This is a genomic window from Siphonobacter curvatus, assembly GCF_002943425.1.
In the GTDB taxonomy this organism is placed as follows: Bacteria; Bacteroidota; Bacteroidia; order Cytophagales; family Spirosomataceae; genus Siphonobacter; species Siphonobacter curvatus.
Genome location: NZ_PTRA01000003.1, coordinates 204,830 through 222,035 on the forward strand (window position 1 = coordinate 204,830; position 17,206 = coordinate 222,035).

Here is a 17,206-nt window from a genome sequence, read left to right on the forward strand (position 1 = left end):
ATGAATACCTGGAATGAACTCGTACAAGTGGCGTTGCTGGGAACGGAGAAAGGCAGGTTTTCCCCCGAAACCTTGCCCGAACCCCTTCAGCAGGCACTGGCTCAGGCCAATCCGCAGGACCGCGAAGGTTTTTTCTTACAGGCCGCCGCTCTTACCCATCAGTACGAGCGGGCGGGTCGCCGGGCTCCCGTACTGGAATCGCCGGGCGTACCCATTGCTGAAGCTGAAGAAAAGGCCGTTGCCTCAGCGGAGGCCGTTCGCATCCTTAAAACCCTGCTGGATCAGCAGCCGCTGAATCCGGTGTTGTTGGGTTTATTATTACAAAAAATAGCTCAGAAGGACTGGATTGTGCCGCCCGCCTGGCTGGTATCGCTGCTGAATATCGGACTTGATTCCGTACAGGAAGCCCTGATTCCCGTGCAGGGCAAACGGGGCGAGTGGTTGCGGAATTTTTACGAACCCTGGAAAACCAAAGCTTCGCAGGCGAGCTGGGAGGAAGGCAAGATCAGTGAACGCAAGCAGGTATTAACGACCCTGCGAAAGCAAAACCCCACCGCCGCCCGCGAGCGACTCGAACAAGCCTGGCCCGAACTCAACGCCCGCGAACGCAAGGATTTTCTGGACGTACTCTTTTTGGATTTGTCCCCCGCCGACGAGCCTTTTCTCCGGCAGGTGCAACAGGAACTCAAGGGCAATAAACCCATTCAGCAGGAAACCCGTCAACTGCTCATCCGTCTGCTGGCCACCTTACCCGATTCGCCCGAACGGCGGCTGGTGCAGCAGGAAATGCGGAAGTATGTCGTTCGCGAAAAAAAACTATTGGGACTAGTTTCTTCTGATCCCAAACTGGTACTGCCCGAAACCGAAGATGCGTTCTTTTCGATGGAACGCTTTCACCAGCACTGGGGCTTTGCGGCCCAACCTACGGATTCCTATCAGTACCAATCGCTAATCGAATACTGGTTTACCGAAGCCCTGGTACTGATCGATCCCAGGGTGTGGAAAGAAGAACTCAAAACGGACTGGCCCGGCGTAGTTACTTTTTTCACCGTAGAAAAAGCCAAAGCGGACCGCTCGTACGCCCGCTACGTATCATTGATGGAGGCGTCCGTTCGTTTTCGCGTCCCTGAACTCTTTGGCATACTGGCGAAAGCACATATTCCGTATCCCGGCCTTACTTCCTTCACGATGGAAGAATGGGAGAAAATCTTTACCATCGTTTCGTTCCGGGAGCTGAGTATGCAACGCTCCGAATTACTGACCGCTCCCTGGTCGTCGAAATTGAGCAAACATATTTTGCGGGAATCGTTCGAGCTGGTCAGAAACTCGCACGTGTATCTGGAATTTGTTCGCCAGGCCAGTGCGTACTGGTACCCGCTGAGCGACGCGGAGATGGATGCCCTTCGGCCCTCGGATACGCCTTCGTATTACCAGTCGGGCGAAGAAAAACTCATCGTTCTACTGAAGGAAATCCTTCAGCTTCGTCAACGCATCGAAGCCTTATAACTGTTTTCTAACCTACTTTTCACGAAGAAATGAACGCTTTACGCCAACACGCCGAAGAGCAATTTGCCGAAGAATTAGAAGAACTGCGGAAACAGGATAACGGTCAGCGGCCCCCCAACTGGGTCCTGACGCCGCAATCGGTCGTAACGTACCTGATGGGCGGTACGCTGAAAAACGGATTCGAAGTAAGTCCCAAATACATTGGCAGTCGCCGCCTGATGGAAATCGCCGTCGCGACCCTGACCACGGACCGGGCTCTGCTGCTGTACGGTTTGCCAGGTACGGCTAAATCCTGGGTAGCTGAGCACCTGGCGGCTGCAGTATCGGGCAATTCTACGCTGCTCATCCAGGGAACCGCTGGTACGGGGGAAGAAGCGATTCGCTACGGCTGGAATTACGCCCGCCTGCTGGCCGAGGGACCTTCCCCGAATGCCCTCGTCGTAACGCCCATGATGCGGGCCATGCAGGACGGGAAAATTGCCCGGATCGAAGAATTAACGCGGATTGCCGCCGACGTACAGGACACACTGATTACCATTCTTTCGGAGAAAACCCTGCCCATTCCCGAGCTGAATTCGGAAGTACAGGCCACCAAAGGCTTCAACGTGATTGCCACGGCCAACAACCGTGATAAGGGCGTCAATGAATTATCGAGTGCCTTGAAGCGACGTTTCAATACGGTTATTCTGCCCGTACCCGAAAGTATGGATGAAGAAGTCAGCATTGTACAACGCCGGGTGAGTAGTCTTTCCAAAGCCTTGGAATTACCGGCGGAGCTTCCCCACCTGACTGAAATTCAGCGACTGGTTACCATCTTCCGCGAATTACGCTCGGGGGCTACGCAGGACGGCAAAGCCAAGCTGAAAACGCCCTCGGGTACGATGAGTACCGCCGAAGCGATTTCCGTGATGAACAACGGAATGGCTCTGGCCGCTCACTTTGGCGATGGCCGGGTAACGGCGGAAGATCTGGCTGCGGGTCTGATCGGAGCCGTGGTGAAAGATCCGGTTCAAGATAAAGTAGTCTGGAATGAATACCTGGAAACGGTACTGAAGACCCGCGAAAACTACCGCGATTTGTACCGGGCCTGCAAGGAACTGACGCTATGACGATTCATTTGTTGGGCATTCGCCACCACGGTGTAGGTTCGGCCCGGCGGGTGCAGCAGCGGCTCACGGAGATTCAGCCCGATTTGATTCTGGTGGAAGGGCCGCCCGAACTGACGGAGTTGCTGCACTGGACGGCTCACAAAGATTTACAGCCGCCCGTAGCCGTGCTCGCTTACGACGCCGATGAGCCGCAGAAAGCCGTATTTTACCCCTTTGTCGAGTACTCCCCCGAATGGGTGGCCGTGCAATACGCTCATCGGCACGCGGTGCCCGTACGCATGACCGATATGCCTTTACTGCATTCGCTGGCGAAGGAGGAGGCACCCAAAATCGACTCCCTGCAAAAAGAGCAGGCTCCCGAACGGGAAATTTCGCCGCTGCATACGCTGGCTGAACTGGCGGGCTACGAAACCTATCACGACTGGTGGGAGGAACGCTTCGAACAGGACCCCCGCATCGGGGATTCGGCGGCTTATTTCGAGGCGGTACAGCTAACCATGGAAACGGCTCGGGCCGCTTCGGCCCATCCGACGCCGCAGCAGGATGCGATCCGGGAAGCCTTCATGCGGCAACATATTCGTGAAGCTCAAAAAGAGGGATTTGCCAACATCGCCGTGGTCTGCGGAGCCTGGCACGTGCCGGCTTTGACCGATCTGAAAACGACCAAAAAGGAGGATACGCCGCTCGTCAAAGGCTTACCCAAAGCTAAAGTACGCCTGACCTGGATTCCCTGGACGAACACCCGCATGAGCTGGTGGAGTGGGTACGGGGCCGGGATTCACTCGCCGGGCTGGTACGAGCACCGCTGGTATCAACCCGAAGACCGGGGCGAACAATGGCTCACCCGCGTAGCCCGGCTCTTTCGTCGCCAGAAGATGGACGTGTCCACGGCTCATATTATCGAAGCTTTCCGACTGGCGGATTCACTGGCGACTTTGCGGAATCTCCCGCGTCCAGGTCTGAACGAATTGAATGAAGCTACGCAATCGGTGATGTGCATGGGCGACGGCATTCTGATGCGACTGGTAGAAAAGGAGTTGATCGTAGCTCACCGCATGGGACAGGTGCCCGACGAACTACCAAAATTGCCTATTCAGACCGATTTTGAAACGATTGCCAAGAAGTTACGCCTTGAAATTCGGGAAGAGACCAAGTTTCTGGAGCTGGACCTTCGCAAAGACCTCGATCTTTCCCGGAGTATCTTTCTGCATCGCCTGCGGGTGTTGGAGGTGCCCTGGGGCAGTCTGACGGGTAGTTCCGGGAAAGGGACGTTTAAGGAAGGCTGGCAACTGCGATGGAGTCCGGAGGCGATTCTTCAGCTCATTGAAAAAGCCATTTGGGGGAACCGGATTGAAGACGCGGCCACGCAGTATCTGCTCGACCAGACCCAACGGAGTACCTCCATTACCGAACTGGCTCAAAAACTGGAAGCAGCCATTCCGGCGGAATTGTTTGGCGTACTCGACGGCCTGATTCATAAGATCAGTGAACTGGCGACGGTGTCGGCGGATATGCAGGAACTGATGATGGCCCTGCAACCGCTGGTCACGGTGAGTCGGTACGGAAGCGTTCGGAAAACGGACTTATCCACCCTCATGCAGGTCGTGGAAGGGCTATTGACGCGAATCTGCATTGGCCTGCCTACGGCCTGTTACGGACTGGATGACGAAAACGCCCGCCGGATGCTCGGACTCATTCGTCAGGTGGATGAATCCGTACGTCTGCTCGAACGCGAATCGCTGGTGCAGGCCTGGCGGGATACCTTATGGATGCTGGCAACGAAAGAACATCTGCCCGCTCTCATTACCGGCGGAAGTACGCGATTGCTCTTTGACAGTAAAGTACTGGAAGAGGAACAGATGACGCAGCGGTTTGAACGAGCCTTGTCGAAAGGCAACGAACCAAGCGATTCGGCGGCCTGGCTGGAGGGCTTTTTAAGCGGCAGTGGGCTGATTCTGCTCTACGATCCGGCTCTCTGGAAATTGCTGTATACCTGGGTGGCTGAGCTGGCAGGGGAAACCTTCATGGAGTTACTGCCCGTCCTGCGTCGGACCTTTGCGACCTTCGAAGTAGCCGAACGCCGCCAGCTGGGTGAAAAAGCTAAACAACCGCCCGTAACGCTGGAAACGGCCGTGCAGACGAGTTGGGCCGAAGGCGAATTCGATTGGGAACGAGCGGAAGCCAGTTTATCACCGATGAAAGCATTACTGGGACTGAATTAAGCACACATGGCGATACACGAAGAAACGCTCAAGCGCTGGCGATTGCTGCTGGGAGGCGATCAGGCCGATGGCACAGGCGTGGCTCTCGACCCTACGGAAGCCCAGATTGACAAGGCTTTGTCGGCCCTGTACGACTTTGAAATACGCGGCAAATTTGAGTACAGCCCCGAACGGGCGGGTGGGTCGGGCGCTTCGCAACCGAACGTAGCCCGATGGCTGGGCGATATTCGCACGTACTTTCCGGCGTCGGTGGTACAGGTGATGCAGCAGGACGCCCTGCAAAAGCCGGAATTACAAAAGAAATTACTTTTTGAACCGGAGATTTTAGAACAAGCTACGCCCGATGTACATCTGGTGGCTACGCTGATGGAACTGGGTAAGCTGATTCCTTCAAAAACCCGCGATACGGCCCGGCGGGTCGTGCAAAAAGTAGTGGATGAGTTACTGGAAAAACTGGCTCAAAATACCATTCAGTCGATTACTGGGGCTCTAAATCGGGGCGTTCGGAACCGTCGTCCGCGGTTGAGTGAAATGGACTGGCCCAGTACCATCCGCAAAAACTTGAAGTATTACCAGCCAACCTATCAGACGATCATTCCCGAAGAACTGGTTGGCTTTGGGCGAAAAACGCGGCGTTCACTAAAAGACGTGGTGCTGTGCCTGGATCAGTCGGGTTCGATGGGGAGTTCTGTCGTCTATTCCGGAATTTTCGGCTCAGTCATGGCATCCATTCCGGCCATCAAAACGCAAATGATCGTATTTGATACCGAAGTGGTCGATCTGACGGAAGACCTACGCGACCCGGTTGATTTGCTCTTTGGTGTACAACTCGGGGGCGGTACGGACATTAACCGGGCCTTGGGCTATTGTCAACAGGTCATCCAGAAACCCAACGATACGATTCTGGTTCTGATTACGGATTTATACGAAGGCGGAAATCTGGCTCAGATGCGGCTACGCGTGCAGGAAATCGTAGCTTCGGGCGTTCAGCTGATTTGCCTGCTGGCTTTGAATGACGAGGGAGCCCCGTATTACGATCACGGAAATGCCAAGTTTTTAGGGGATCTGGGCATTCCCGTTTTTGCCTGTACGCCCGATATGTTCCCAGAAGTCATGGCCGCAGCCATTAATAAGCAGGATTTGAAACAGTGGGCGGGTGATCGGGAAATTGCCCTGAAAGGCTAACCCAATCGCTGAGAATCACGTCTAAACGAAACAAAGGTGCAACTGATTGCAGATAGTGGATCAACGAAAACCGACTGGCGTATGCTGGCCGCCGATGGAAGCGTGTCGCAGGCCCGTACGGTGGGATTCAATCCCTTTTACCAGACCTCGGAAGAGATTTCTAAAGAACTGTCGCTGAGTCTGAAACCAAAAGTGACGGAACCCATTACGGAAATTTTCTTTTACGGAGCGGGCGTGAGCGGGCCGGAAAAGGCGGCAATCATCCAGGCGGGGCTATCGGCGGTGTTTCCCGAAGCTACGCACATCGAAGCTCATTCCGATATGCTGGGAGCGGCCCGGGCCCTATGCGGACGTGACGCAGGCATTGCGTGTATTTTGGGAACGGGTTCGAATACCTGTCAGGTCGCTAACGGAGATATTCAATACAAAGTCGATACGCTGGGTTTCTGGCTGGGCGATGAAGGGAGTGGGGGATATCTGGGCAAAACCCTGGTTCAGGCGTATCTGCACCGCGAATTACCGGAAGAACTGAAGCTAAAATTCGAGAAGCGGTATCCCACCGTCAATCGGGATACGGTACTGGAAAATGCGTATCAGAAACCTTTTCCGAATCGCTATTTCGCGGGTTTCTCCAAATTTCTGTTCGATAATCGTACGCATCCCTTTGCCTATCAACTGGCCGCTGATGCCTTTCGACTGTTCTTCGACAAATACATTCTCAAATACCCCGACTATGCGAGTTACCGCGTGCATTTGACCGGATCGGTAGCGTTTTATTACTCCGACATTATTCGAAGAATAGCCCGGGAAAAGGGCGTAACCATCGGTGTGATTATGGAAACACCCATTGCGGGACTGACGCTCTACCATCAACCCGAGTAATAAAAAAAGGCTGGTTCAACCAGCCTTTTTTTATTACTCGATATTCGTTTGGGGTGTTTCGAGATTCACGGCCGCTTTGTTCTCCAGTAAGTCGGCAATCGTCGTTTGCTCGAGTACGTGAAGGTTGGCGTCCCGCCAGTCCCGCATGACATTCCGTAAGGTACAGGTATGCTCATCGGCACAGTCGTCGCACTTTCCGTAGAAATACAGCGAAACGCAAAGCGTGGGTGAAATCGGACCGTCGATAATTCGCAGTACTTTGGCAAAGTTTACTTCGGCTGGTGGAATTCGTAACATGTAACCACCACCTTTCCCTTTCTGGCTTTGCAGAATGCCGTGATTCCGCAAATCGAGCAAAATGGCTTCCAGGAATTTCTTGGGGATTTTCTCCTGCTCGGCAATATAGGAAATCAGTACTGGTTTTTGGTTCCCAAACTCCTGACCCAACACTTTCAGGGCTTTGAGAGCATATTTGGCTTTTTTTGAAATCATATTAACGATGAAGTAAGCCGGGTAAAGGCTTGTTCAATTTTGCTTTGAATCTACAAAAAGTTTACCACATCTATCCGTTACCTAGGTTGAAAGGCAACGCGCTACGGTATTTTCTCTCGAAAAAGAATCGCAAAGAGAAGGGTTTTTGCAGGAATATGCAATGCTATTTTCCGGACTAAAATGAGAATCCATCGGTCCGTAACTGATTAGATGCGACCTAAACAGAAACAAATCCGCAAGTATCAACCTCCTGGACTTCTACTGCAACTATCCTATCCATAAGTCCATTCTATTCCACTGAAACCCTCTCATTCTGACCCATTTTCATTTTCTAACACCAAAAACAGAGAAAAAAATCCTTTTTTTAAGGGGACGTCTTGTGAAACAGAATTTTATGGCTAATTTTGCCGCTCGATTCTGGAAAAATGAGTTATCCGTTGTCAGTTCTCAAGCTCAACGGCCTGTACGGATAACAGATAACCAAATAAATAGATAAGGCAATGAAAAGAACTTTCCAACCATCAAATCGCAAGCGTCGCAACAAGCATGGCTTCCGCGAGCGGATGAGCACTCCTAATGGACGTCGTGTACTAGCTGCCCGTCGGGCACGTGGTCGCTGGAAACTGACCGTTTCTGACGAAAAACGTCACAAGCAATAGGATTCTTCCCAATTGAGGAAAAGAGAGCAGCGGCAACCGTTGCTCTCTTTTTTTTGCCTTTACTTTTGCTGACCGTTTACAAACGTAGCGGGACCCAGTACCTTACCCTGCGGATCATAGAACGTACCTTCGCCCGTCAGCGATAGCATGCGACCGTCGCTGAACGTACCCACGAACTTGCGACCATCACCGAAGCGATACTCGCCTTTCCCAGCCGGCATGCCTTTGTCGTTGTAGGGACCGTGCCACCCCAATTCAGGATGGAAACGACAGAGAAAGGTATCCGGATTCTGCAATTGCAGGACGATCTCGAACTGATCGGGGTTGGCCTGCACGTAAGGAATCAGGTAGCGGGGGGTCGACGAATAGCCTAGAGCGTCAACTACCACAAAGTTGGTTTTGCGTTTGGTGAGATACTCCCGAAAGTCCTTTTGGTTCTCCGTGTAGGGATACGTGGTTACGTAGCTGTTCGAGAAAACGACGAACAAGCTGGGTTTGCGGCATACCACCATGGAGTTTTGGGGAGCGTACTCCTTAATCCAGGCTGCGGCCTGAAAATAGTTTTCGTGAGCCGGGTCGTAGCTGGGAATCCGGGCCATCTGCCGTAGAAACTTGATCCCATCGCCGGGTCGCGTTTCCGTAGCCGTTTGCCCGATAAAGCTGGGTACTAAAAACAGGAAGAGAAAGGGAACCCCCACCCGCCGAACCAGTGGGCTGGTTACCCGTACTTTTTCCAGTCCTAGTCCAATCAGGTAATACAGCCCATACAGCCCACAAAACACGAAGAAGGGGACCAGGTGTAGCATCAGTCGGTTCCCCGTCCAGACTTCCGGGTAAATCAGTAACAGAGCGAAGGTAGCCATTGCATACCCGGCCATGAGTAAGCGATACTGTCGCAAATGGAACCAACCTAACGTAATCAGAGCCAACAGCGCGAGTCCAGCCAGCCATTCCCCCGAAGAAACGGATGAAGCGTAATCCTCCACGTTCGTACTCAGTGTGGCACTGGGAATCTCACGCGTGATATAGCGTTCGGTATTGTGCCAGAAACGCTCTACCCAGCCGCCGAAACCCTGTACCACTCCTTCTTCGGGCCGAAGCGGATTAATTCGTTGCATATCTCTCAAGTGACTATCACCGCCCAGTTTCGAAGCCCGGATCTGCCAGGGCAACACGCCCAGTACGAAAATCACACCCATGAAAAGGATGTGTTGCCATTTCTTCCGAACCAACAGATAGAGTCCGGCTCCGCCCAGCATCATCAGTCCCGTTTGCCGCACGTAGTACGAAGCCACCACGCCCAGAGCAAAGCCCCAGAAGTAGGGATCTTTCCAGGCTGGACGTTTGAGGTCTGACTTTACGAAGAACCACAGCGCCAGTAGCGAAATGAAGAAATACGTCATTTCACTCATCATCATGGTCGCATACTGTAAAATGTGGAAGTTGAGAGCCACCAGTAATGCCCCGACAAAAGCCAGATGAATATTCCGGCCCATGCGGCGAAACATGTCGAATAGTAGTAACAGGGATACTACCAAGAAAAAGCCATTGAAGGCCTGAATGGTCGTCGTTTTGTCCGAAAACAACCGCATGATCAGGGCAATCACAAAGGGATATCCCGGCGGGAAGTGATTGGCAGGTACGCGTTCCGGACCCGTGATGCCCACGTAGCCATCCCCCTGAGCAATGGCTTTACCTAACATGTAGTAATCCGTAGCATCGCCGGTTAGCGAAAGTTTCTTGTCGAAGATGTACTGAAAAACAAACCATCCAATCAAAGCTAACAAAGCGGCGTATACGTACAGGAGGATTCGGGAGGTTCCGGCAGTGGAAACGGGGGTCGGTTCAGTCGTGAGGTTTTTGTTTTTCATTCCATACAGCTTTCAAACGGTCCAAAGATACAATTGAATTACACACAACCGGAAGCTTCTCTAATGAACCCATGGGATAGGCGTATCCCTGCGATACCGCTGAACAAAAGAACCTCATTCCATGGATTTCGCCGAAATGCTGGCGAAACTCGTCGCTAGAGCGGGACAGAATCGCGAAAAAATGGGTATACTCGCAGTAAAAAACTCCGACCGCTTGACTTTATGAGAAGGTACGCTACTCTTTTTTGCGTACGATCTTTCGTCTATTTTACTATACTCTAACTTTACATTACCAATGAAGTCTACCGTTCGGATTCAACTCATGCTCATGATGTTTCTCCAGTTTTTCTGCTGGGGATCGTGGTATGGTCAAGTAACCAAGTACCTGGGAACGACACTGGGAGCTACGGGTGAACAACAAGGTGCTGCCTTTTCGACGTTTTCGATTGCGATGCTGATTGCACCCTTTTTCGTAGGGATGATCGCGGACCGCTATTTCTCAGCTCAGAAAGTGTTGGGCGTATTAAATCTGCTGGGAGCTGCCGTTCTTTATTTTCTAACGCAGGCAACGAATCCCGATCAGTTTTTCTGGCTGATTCTGGCCTACTGCCTCACCTTTACGCCAACGCTGGCTTTGGCAACAAGCATTGCCATGAACCAGATGGCGAGCCCGGAGAAGGAATTCCCTAATATTCGTGTGGCCGGAACGATTGCGTGGATTGTCGTGGCGAACATTGTGGGCTATCTGGGCGTAGGAGATCAGGTAACGATCTTCCAGTTTGCCATGGTTGCTTCGTTGATTCTGGGCGTCTTTTCATTTTTCTTACCCGATACGCCGCCGAAGGCAACGGGTCCGGCTAAAGCGTCCCAGATTCTCGGAACCGATGCCTTTGTACTGTTCAAAGATCGTTCTTTCGCTATTTTCTTCCTGTCTTCGATTCTGATCTGTATTCCGCTTTCGTTTTACTACGCCATGGCGAACCCTTCGCTGACGGATTCCGGTATGACGAACGTGGAAAACAAAATGTCGCTGGGACAGGCTTCCGAAGTGATCTTCATGTTGCTGTTACCACTGTCGTATAGCAAACTGGGCGTGAAGTGGACGTTCATTGTCGCATTGATTGCCTGGATTGTCCGCTTCCTGTGCTTTGGTTTCGGCGATGCCGGTTCCGGCGAGTGGATTCTGTACCTGGCGATCATTTTGCACGGCGTTTGCTACGACTTTTTCTTCGTAACCGGACAAATCTATACCGATAACAAAGCGGGTGAACGCATTAAAACACAGGCCCAGAGCTTGATCACGTTTGCTACCTACGGGGTGGGAATGGGCATCGGCTCGTACATTTCGGGTGTGCTAAAAGATACCTTTACGACGGAAGCGGGGGTAAACTGGAGTGGTTACTGGATGGTACCAGCGGGCATCGCGGGTATCATTCTTCTGCTGTTTATTGCCGTATTCCGGGAGAAACAATCGACGGCTTCACCGGAAAAAGTGTTGCAGTAAGGGAATGCATTTTCCATAAAAAAAGCCGTATCGAACGTTCGATACGGCTTTTTTTATGGACTTAACTTTAGGCGAAAGCAACAAATGTTGCAGCGGGAGCCGTATGCTTTTGGCGTTTGTGATACATTACGTACGAGGTCAGGAGCAATCCCAGAAAAATCAGCGGAGCTACGCTACCCGAAAGGGGATCTCCAGAAGCCGTATGGGCGATAAATGCGGAGATAAAATTGATCGTAAATCCGGCGTATACCCATTCTTTCAATCGGCCCGTAAAGGGAATCATCAAACCTACCACGCCTAATAGTTTAGCGATGGCTAGCTCTACGCGAAAGTAGGCGGGAAAACCCAGGTGTTGAAAAGCTTTCTCCATCTCTGGACTCGTCAGGTATAGATAGGCCGAAAAGCTCATCATCACCGCTACTAGTCCAGTAGTAATCCAGTAAATAAGGTTCGTTGCTTTCATTGTTCTGTTTTTTGAAACAAAAGTATGTACCTTTACTTACCAAAAGTTAGCAGTATACAAAAGGTTAGTGGTAACCTTTGGGTTAGTCTAAGGCCTCAAAATCAGCTATTATGTTTCAGCTAGAAGAAGAACTTCCGTTGTCTGCTCAGGCCTGTACCAACAAGCTAGCATCCATTGGCGATGCTTTGTACGTCATTGGCGGAAAGTGGAAACTACGAATCATCCTCGCCCTGCAGGAAGGAAAAAAGCGATTTAATGAGATTCAACGGGCGGTAGAAGGAATCTCGGCCCGGGTACTTTCTCACGAGCTAAAAGAGCTGGAAATCAACGGATTCATTAAACGGGTGGTGTATACCGAAACGCCCGTGGTTATTGAATATGAACTGACCCAATACAGTGATACGCTGCAGGACGTACTAGAATCCCTGAGTAAATGGGGAGAAATGCACCGACGACGAATCATGCATGTACCCGTGAATGAATAAAAAAGCCCCCGCTTATAGCTAAGCGGGGGCTTTTTTATATACTACTATCCCTATTAAAAGTCTTCGGCTTCGGTTCCGGCCAGCGGAAATGAAATCGTAAAGGCCGTACCTACACCCACCTCTGATTCGACATCAATACGGGCTTTATGGGACTGGACAATACTCAGCGTAGCGGCCAGACCCAGTCCGATTCCATTGTTTTTAGACGTAAAATAAGGTTCAAACAAACGACCCAAATTCTCCGCTGGAATGCCTGATCCGTTGTCTTCAATGGTTACGTAACAGAAGTCACCGGCTACGTGGTTTTGCACGTGAAGAATACCTATTTCAGGTTCCATGGCTTCAATGGCATTGACAATGATATTGAGAATCGCAATTTTGATTTTCTCCTTGTCAACCTTTACGAAGCAATCTTCGCCGTAATCTTTCTGTAGCGTAATGTTTTTTAATTGAACCCGGTCCATCGCCAGGGCTAGCGTCTCGTCGAGAATCTGGTGGATTGAGAAATCGGCCAGATTGATTTCTGCCTGCCGGGAGGAATTCAGAAGTTCCGAAATCAAATCATTAATCCGCTGAGAGTTGCGTTTGATGATTTGAGGATACATCAGCAAGGTATCGTCTTCCATGCCCGTGAGCAGTTCGTCCGCCGATAAATTGATGTTGGTGAGCGGATTACGTACTTCGTGAGCCAGCGTGCGTACGAGGCGGGCTGTAGCCGCCAGTTTCTCCGTAAGCAAGGTGTCTCGTTCGGCCTTCTTTCGAGCCGTAATATCGTGGACAATTCCCTGAATCTGCCGCACCCCAAAGCCATCACTCTGTACACTGGCGTATATCGTACAGTATCGTTTTTCTCCCTGACTAGTCAGTAAGGCCACCTCAAAGTCTTCGATTTCGCCGAATTGATCGAGTATGGAAGAAAAAATAGCGTAGCGTTCCGTGCTTTCGAAAAGTTCGGGCATCCGCTTTTGGGTAAAATCTTCCGGAGTATAGCCCAGTAATTCGCTACCGTTTGGATTGACGTATAAGAATTCACCCGAAGGACTCGCCAGAAAAATCATTTCCCGCAATTGATTGAACAAACTCCGGTACCGGCGTTCGCTCTCGCGCAGGGTGTTAAGCGTAGCCGCCCGCTCAAGTGCGTAGCGAATACAGCGTTCGAGTTTTTCGGCGTTCAAATCCCGTTTCACCAGGTAATCCACAGCTCCCCGTTTCGTGGCTTCTTCATCCACTTTACGGTCTCCACGACCCGTCAGTAGTACCATGGGTGTAGACAACCCAATGGCGTGCACTTCTTCGATAAGGTCAAGGCCCGTTTTGGCTCCGAGAAAGAAATCTACGAAAGCAATTTGGGGATTACTGGTCTTGAGTTTTTCCAGGGCACTGGAATAGCTATTGGCCCACTCTAACGCAAACTGACTGCCTGGGATGTCTCGCAGGTAGTCACTCGTGAGCAGGTAATCGTCCTCATCGTCATCCACGATTAAGACTTTCGTCACATTATTCATAATTTCTCCCTGCTCGCCAGAGAGCATTTAAAGGTGAAACGAAGGTATAGGTTATTTCGAAGGCGAAGGTAATAGAACCGTTTCAAACCAATACCGCCCAATAGACTGGGCAACTTCGATAAAATCCTTAGCACTTATCGGTTTAGAGATGAAACAATTCACGCCCAAATTATAACTCTTGAAAATATCTTCCTCTGCGTGCGAAGTCGTCAAAACAATAACCGGAATGCTTCGTAATTCTGGATGCGACTTGATGTGCTGTAAGGCCTGACGACCATCCATACGAGGCATATTCAAATCCAGTAAAATTAAGCCAGGTCGTGGACTGCGTTCGGGATCGACGTAGATTCCTTGACGAAACAGATAGTCGATCAAGGCCAGACCATCCGTTACCATCTGTATTTGGCTAAAAACGAAATTTCCTTCGAAAGCCTCCCGAGTCATTTCCCGGTCCTCTTCATCATCGTCGGCAATGAGTAGCACGACCGGTTTTTTGAGATTGTGTTTCATGACGCTCCTAAACAAGTGGGCGGGAGGGATAAGGGTACGCTACATTCCTACCTCATTTAACGGATGCTTTCTGTTGTTGAGGAAAGATCAGTACGAACGAAGCACCCTGACCCGGTTCACTTTGAGCGTAAATGATTCCACCGTGATTTTCAACAATCCGTTTACAGATGGCCAATCCCATACCCGCTCCTTCGTATTCAGAACGGCCATGTAATCGTTTAAATAAAGTAAAAATCTGTTCCGACTGTCCGGGTTCAAAACCAATACCGTTATCGCTAACCGTGATTTTATGGTATATGGTGCCCGGTACGAAGCGGTGCTCTGCTATCTCCTGACGGTTGAGTAGACTTGACAAGATCCTTAAGCGAGGCTTCCGATCAGGACTAGTGAACTTCAGGGCGTTACTCAGTAAATTCTGAAACAACTGGTGCATTTGAGTGGGCAGGGAAGAAAGGGTCGGTAGTGGACCTACTTCGACTTCTGCTTCCGTTTCCGTTAACCGTAATTCAAAATCACTGAGTACGTTCTTGACAACCTCATTTAGGTTGACGGGGGTAAACGGCTCCTCTGGACGCGAAATTCTGGAGTAACCAAGCAGACTTTCAATGAGCAATTTCATTCGCTGCGTAGCTCCGAGCATTCGGGAAAGATAGTGTTTGCCTTCTTCTCCCAGATTTTCCTGATAACGGCTCGTCAGTCGTTCGCCGAAAGAAGTAATCTTGCGAAGTGGTTCCTGTAAGTCGTGTGAAGCAATATAGGCAAACTGCTCGAGTTCAAAATTGGATCGATCCAGCGCGTCCATTTTCGACTTGAGCTCCTGCTCAAAGAGGTAATGAGCAGTGAGATCAGCCGTGATGCCTACCAAACGTACATCTGGTGTTTCAGGGCTCACAAGCACATTCCCCCGACTCATGAGTACGAGTTCATGGCCCGTATAGTCTAGAATGCGATATTGTACCTGAAAGGGGAGCTGGTGTTCAATGGCTTCTTGAATCGAGGTGACCACTTTCTCGCGATCTACTTCCAGAATCTGCTCATAAAACCAGTGTGCGGTAGGGGGCGTACGAACCTCAGACGGAAAGCTCAATACGCGGAATAAACCCTCCGACCAGTAAAATTCTTCCGTAGTAGTCGACCAATCGAAGGTACCAAATCGTAATAAAGATTCAGCTTCCCGAAGGTAGGCAGTACTATCATAAAGCTGAGACATACTGATAAGCTAAAAAGAAGCGACATTCGTGAAAAGGGCATACGCCTGCCTAAACAGGAGCATGCCCTTTTCACTTACGACAAGTGGTAATTTTTCATTTTGTTGTAAAGCGTTTTACGGTCAATGCCTAGCAATTGAGCAGCTTTACTTTTATTAAAATTGACCTGTTTAAGGGTCTTGAGAATCATATCGTACTCAGCCTCGAGTGCAGCCGAACGCAAATTGGGTTTTTCACCCTTAGGTACATCCGGAGCCACCAGGCTAACGGGTGGTTCACTGTAGTAGGTTTGTGGAGGAATAACCGGAATTTCCGGTACGTATACGGGCGTTACGGGTGGCGTATTGGTCTCCATGGATTGCAACTTGTTAAAGTGTACAATCTCAAAAGGAAGGTCTCTGGACTGGATAGCCTCGCTATCGGTAAGTAACGTAGCGCGTTTGATGACGTTACGCATTTCCCGAAGGTTACCCGGCCATTCGTAACGCATGAACAAATCTACGACATCATCGGCAAAGCCGCGTACTTGCTTGCCCAGCTCGCCATTGGTGGCTTGCAGAAAGTAATCGGCAAATACCAGGATATCGGCATTACGTTCGCGAAGCGGTGGTACATCGATGCTGAATTCGTTAAAGCGATAGTAAAGGTCTTCTCGGAATTTTCCTTTTTTAGCGGATTCAATCAGACGTTCGTTCGAGGCGACAATGATGCGTACATCGATAGGCGTTTCTTTCGTACCGCCTAGTCGGCGTAGTTTCCGTTCCTGTACCACCCGCAAAAGCGAAACTTGCACATCATAAGGTAAGTTACTCACTTCATCCAAGAAAAGAGTACCCCCGTGGGCTTGTTCAAAGTGACCAATTTTTTGGTTGAGGGCTCCGGTAAAAGCACCTTTTTCGTGCCCAAATAGCTCTGAACCCGCCAAGTCCTTGGAAATCGCTCCGCAATCCATGGCTACGAAAGGTCCGCTGGAGCGTTTACTACGTTTGTGAATTTCCTGAGCAACGGCTTCTTTGCCCGAGCCACTTTCGCCATAGATAATGACGCTATAGTTGGTTGGCGCTACCAGATCTACCTGACGATACAGGTATTTAGATTCTGGGCCATTGCCAAAAATATACTGTTCTGATCCGGTGGGACGTTTCGGAGCAGGCGTTGAAGATCCGGCTTCTCCGTTCACACTAGGTGCGGAGGGCTGAGCCGTACTTTGATCGAGTGCCTTCCGAATGGTCACTAAAATCTCATCCGGGAACAGAGGCTTCGTTACGTAGTCATACGCCCCCTGTTTCATCACGTTTACAGCGATTTTAATATCTGAATAACCCGTGATGACAATGACAGGTACGTGCGGAAACTGTTCCTTAATGCGAACGAGTAATTCGCCTCCGTCCATGTCTCCCAGACGGAAGTCCGTCATGACTAAGTCGGGCTTGAAATCAGTAAGGATTTCAAGACCTGAAGTTCCATTATGAGCAATGGCGACCTCGAAGCCGTTACGCCCCAAGAATCGCCGTAGAAGCAGACAAATGTCCGTATCGTCGTCAATTACTAATATTTTCTGCATAGAAAATCTACCATTACCCTCACTTGAACTAGAGCCTTATG

General features: G+C 50.5%; 15 protein-coding genes. 8 read left to right on the forward strand and 7 right to left on the reverse strand.

All coding sequences use genetic code 11. The annotated features are described in order from the left end of the window. The 5 genes from C5O19_RS17960 to C5O19_RS17980 are packed head-to-tail and all read left to right on the forward strand — an operon-like array spanning position 1 to position 6,904. Positions 1 to 1,506: a DUF5691 domain-containing protein gene (locus C5O19_RS17960; protein WP_104714768.1), complete on the forward strand. Its 1,506-nt coding sequence runs from the start codon at positions 1 to 3 to the stop codon at positions 1,504 to 1,506. Between the two features lie 29 nt (positions 1,507 to 1,535). Next, a complete protein-coding gene (locus C5O19_RS17965; protein ID WP_104714769.1) occupies positions 1,536 to 2,615 on the forward strand; it encodes an ATP-binding protein in 1,080 nt (359 codons plus the stop codon). Beyond that, entirely contained in the window at positions 2,612 to 4,837 is a 2,226-nt protein-coding gene (locus C5O19_RS17970; protein ID WP_104714770.1) for a DUF5682 family protein, read from the forward strand. Before C5O19_RS17965 ends, C5O19_RS17970 begins: the two co-directional genes overlap by 4 nt. A 6-nt stretch (positions 4,838 to 4,843) precedes the next feature. Next, entirely contained in the window at positions 4,844 to 6,022 is a 1,179-nt protein-coding gene (locus C5O19_RS17975; protein ID WP_104714771.1) for a VWA domain-containing protein, read from the forward strand. Positions 6,023 to 6,058: 36 nt separating this feature from the next. Next, entirely contained in the window at positions 6,059 to 6,904 is an 846-nt protein-coding gene (locus C5O19_RS17980) for an N-acetylglucosamine kinase (protein ID WP_104714772.1), read from the forward strand. A 33-nt stretch (positions 6,905 to 6,937) separates the two neighbouring features. Here the strand turns inward: C5O19_RS17980 and C5O19_RS17985 are convergent, their stop codons facing one another. Next, positions 6,938 to 7,396: an RrF2 family transcriptional regulator gene (locus C5O19_RS17985; RefSeq protein ID WP_094814933.1), complete on the reverse strand. Its 459-nt coding sequence runs from the start codon at positions 7,394 to 7,396 to the stop codon at positions 6,938 to 6,940. Positions 7,397 to 7,896: 500 nt separating this feature from the next. Here C5O19_RS17985 and rpmH point away from each other — a divergent pair, with 500 nt between their 5' ends. Beyond that, the gene (gene rpmH / locus C5O19_RS17990; protein WP_093208143.1) at positions 7,897 to 8,055 is read left to right on the forward strand and encodes a 50S ribosomal protein L34; all 159 of its coding nucleotides are present in this window, start codon (positions 7,897 to 7,899) and stop codon (positions 8,053 to 8,055) included. Between the two features lie 59 nt (positions 8,056 to 8,114). Here the strand turns inward: rpmH and C5O19_RS17995 are convergent, their stop codons facing one another. Then, positions 8,115 to 9,926, reverse strand: a complete 1,812-nt coding sequence (locus C5O19_RS17995) for an ArnT family glycosyltransferase (RefSeq protein WP_104714773.1) — start codon at positions 9,924 to 9,926, stop codon at positions 8,115 to 8,117. A gap of 295 nt (positions 9,927 to 10,221) precedes the next feature. Here C5O19_RS17995 and C5O19_RS18000 point away from each other — a divergent pair, with 295 nt between their 5' ends. Then, positions 10,222 to 11,430: a nucleoside permease gene (locus C5O19_RS18000; RefSeq protein ID WP_104714774.1), complete on the forward strand. Its 1,209-nt coding sequence runs from the start codon at positions 10,222 to 10,224 to the stop codon at positions 11,428 to 11,430. Between the two features lie 67 nt (positions 11,431 to 11,497). Here C5O19_RS18000 and C5O19_RS18005 read toward each other — a convergent pair whose 3' ends face one another. Beyond that, positions 11,498 to 11,893 (reverse strand): DoxX family protein, encoded by a 396-nt coding sequence (locus C5O19_RS18005; protein WP_104714775.1) that lies wholly within the window; start codon positions 11,891 to 11,893, stop codon positions 11,498 to 11,500. 110 nt (positions 11,894 to 12,003) lie between these two features. On the opposite strand from C5O19_RS18005, the gene C5O19_RS18010 reads away from it, so the two are divergent. Continuing rightward, positions 12,004 to 12,378 carry a winged helix-turn-helix transcriptional regulator gene (locus tag C5O19_RS18010; protein WP_104714776.1) on the forward strand — a complete coding sequence of 125 codons (375 nt, stop codon included), beginning with the start codon at positions 12,004 to 12,006 and terminating at the stop codon, positions 12,376 to 12,378. Between the two features lie 53 nt (positions 12,379 to 12,431). Here C5O19_RS18010 and C5O19_RS18015 read toward each other — a convergent pair whose 3' ends face one another. The 4 genes from C5O19_RS18015 to C5O19_RS18030 form a co-directional block, all read right to left on the reverse strand. Beyond that, positions 12,432 to 13,883 carry a hybrid sensor histidine kinase/response regulator gene (locus C5O19_RS18015; RefSeq protein WP_104714921.1) on the reverse strand — a complete coding sequence of 484 codons (1,452 nt, stop codon included), beginning with the start codon at positions 13,881 to 13,883 and terminating at the stop codon, positions 12,432 to 12,434. A gap of 51 nt (positions 13,884 to 13,934) precedes the next feature. Beyond that, entirely contained in the window at positions 13,935 to 14,393 is a 459-nt protein-coding gene (locus tag C5O19_RS18020; RefSeq protein ID WP_104714777.1) for a response regulator, read from the reverse strand. 52 nt (positions 14,394 to 14,445) lie between these two features. Next, positions 14,446 to 15,603 (reverse strand): sensor histidine kinase, encoded by a 1,158-nt coding sequence (locus tag C5O19_RS18025; protein WP_104714778.1) that lies wholly within the window; start codon positions 15,601 to 15,603, stop codon positions 14,446 to 14,448. A gap of 74 nt (positions 15,604 to 15,677) precedes the next feature. Continuing rightward, positions 15,678 to 17,165: a sigma-54-dependent transcriptional regulator gene (locus tag C5O19_RS18030; protein WP_104714779.1), complete on the reverse strand. Its 1,488-nt coding sequence runs from the start codon at positions 17,163 to 17,165 to the stop codon at positions 15,678 to 15,680. Between the last annotated feature and the right edge of the window lie 41 nt (positions 17,166 to 17,206).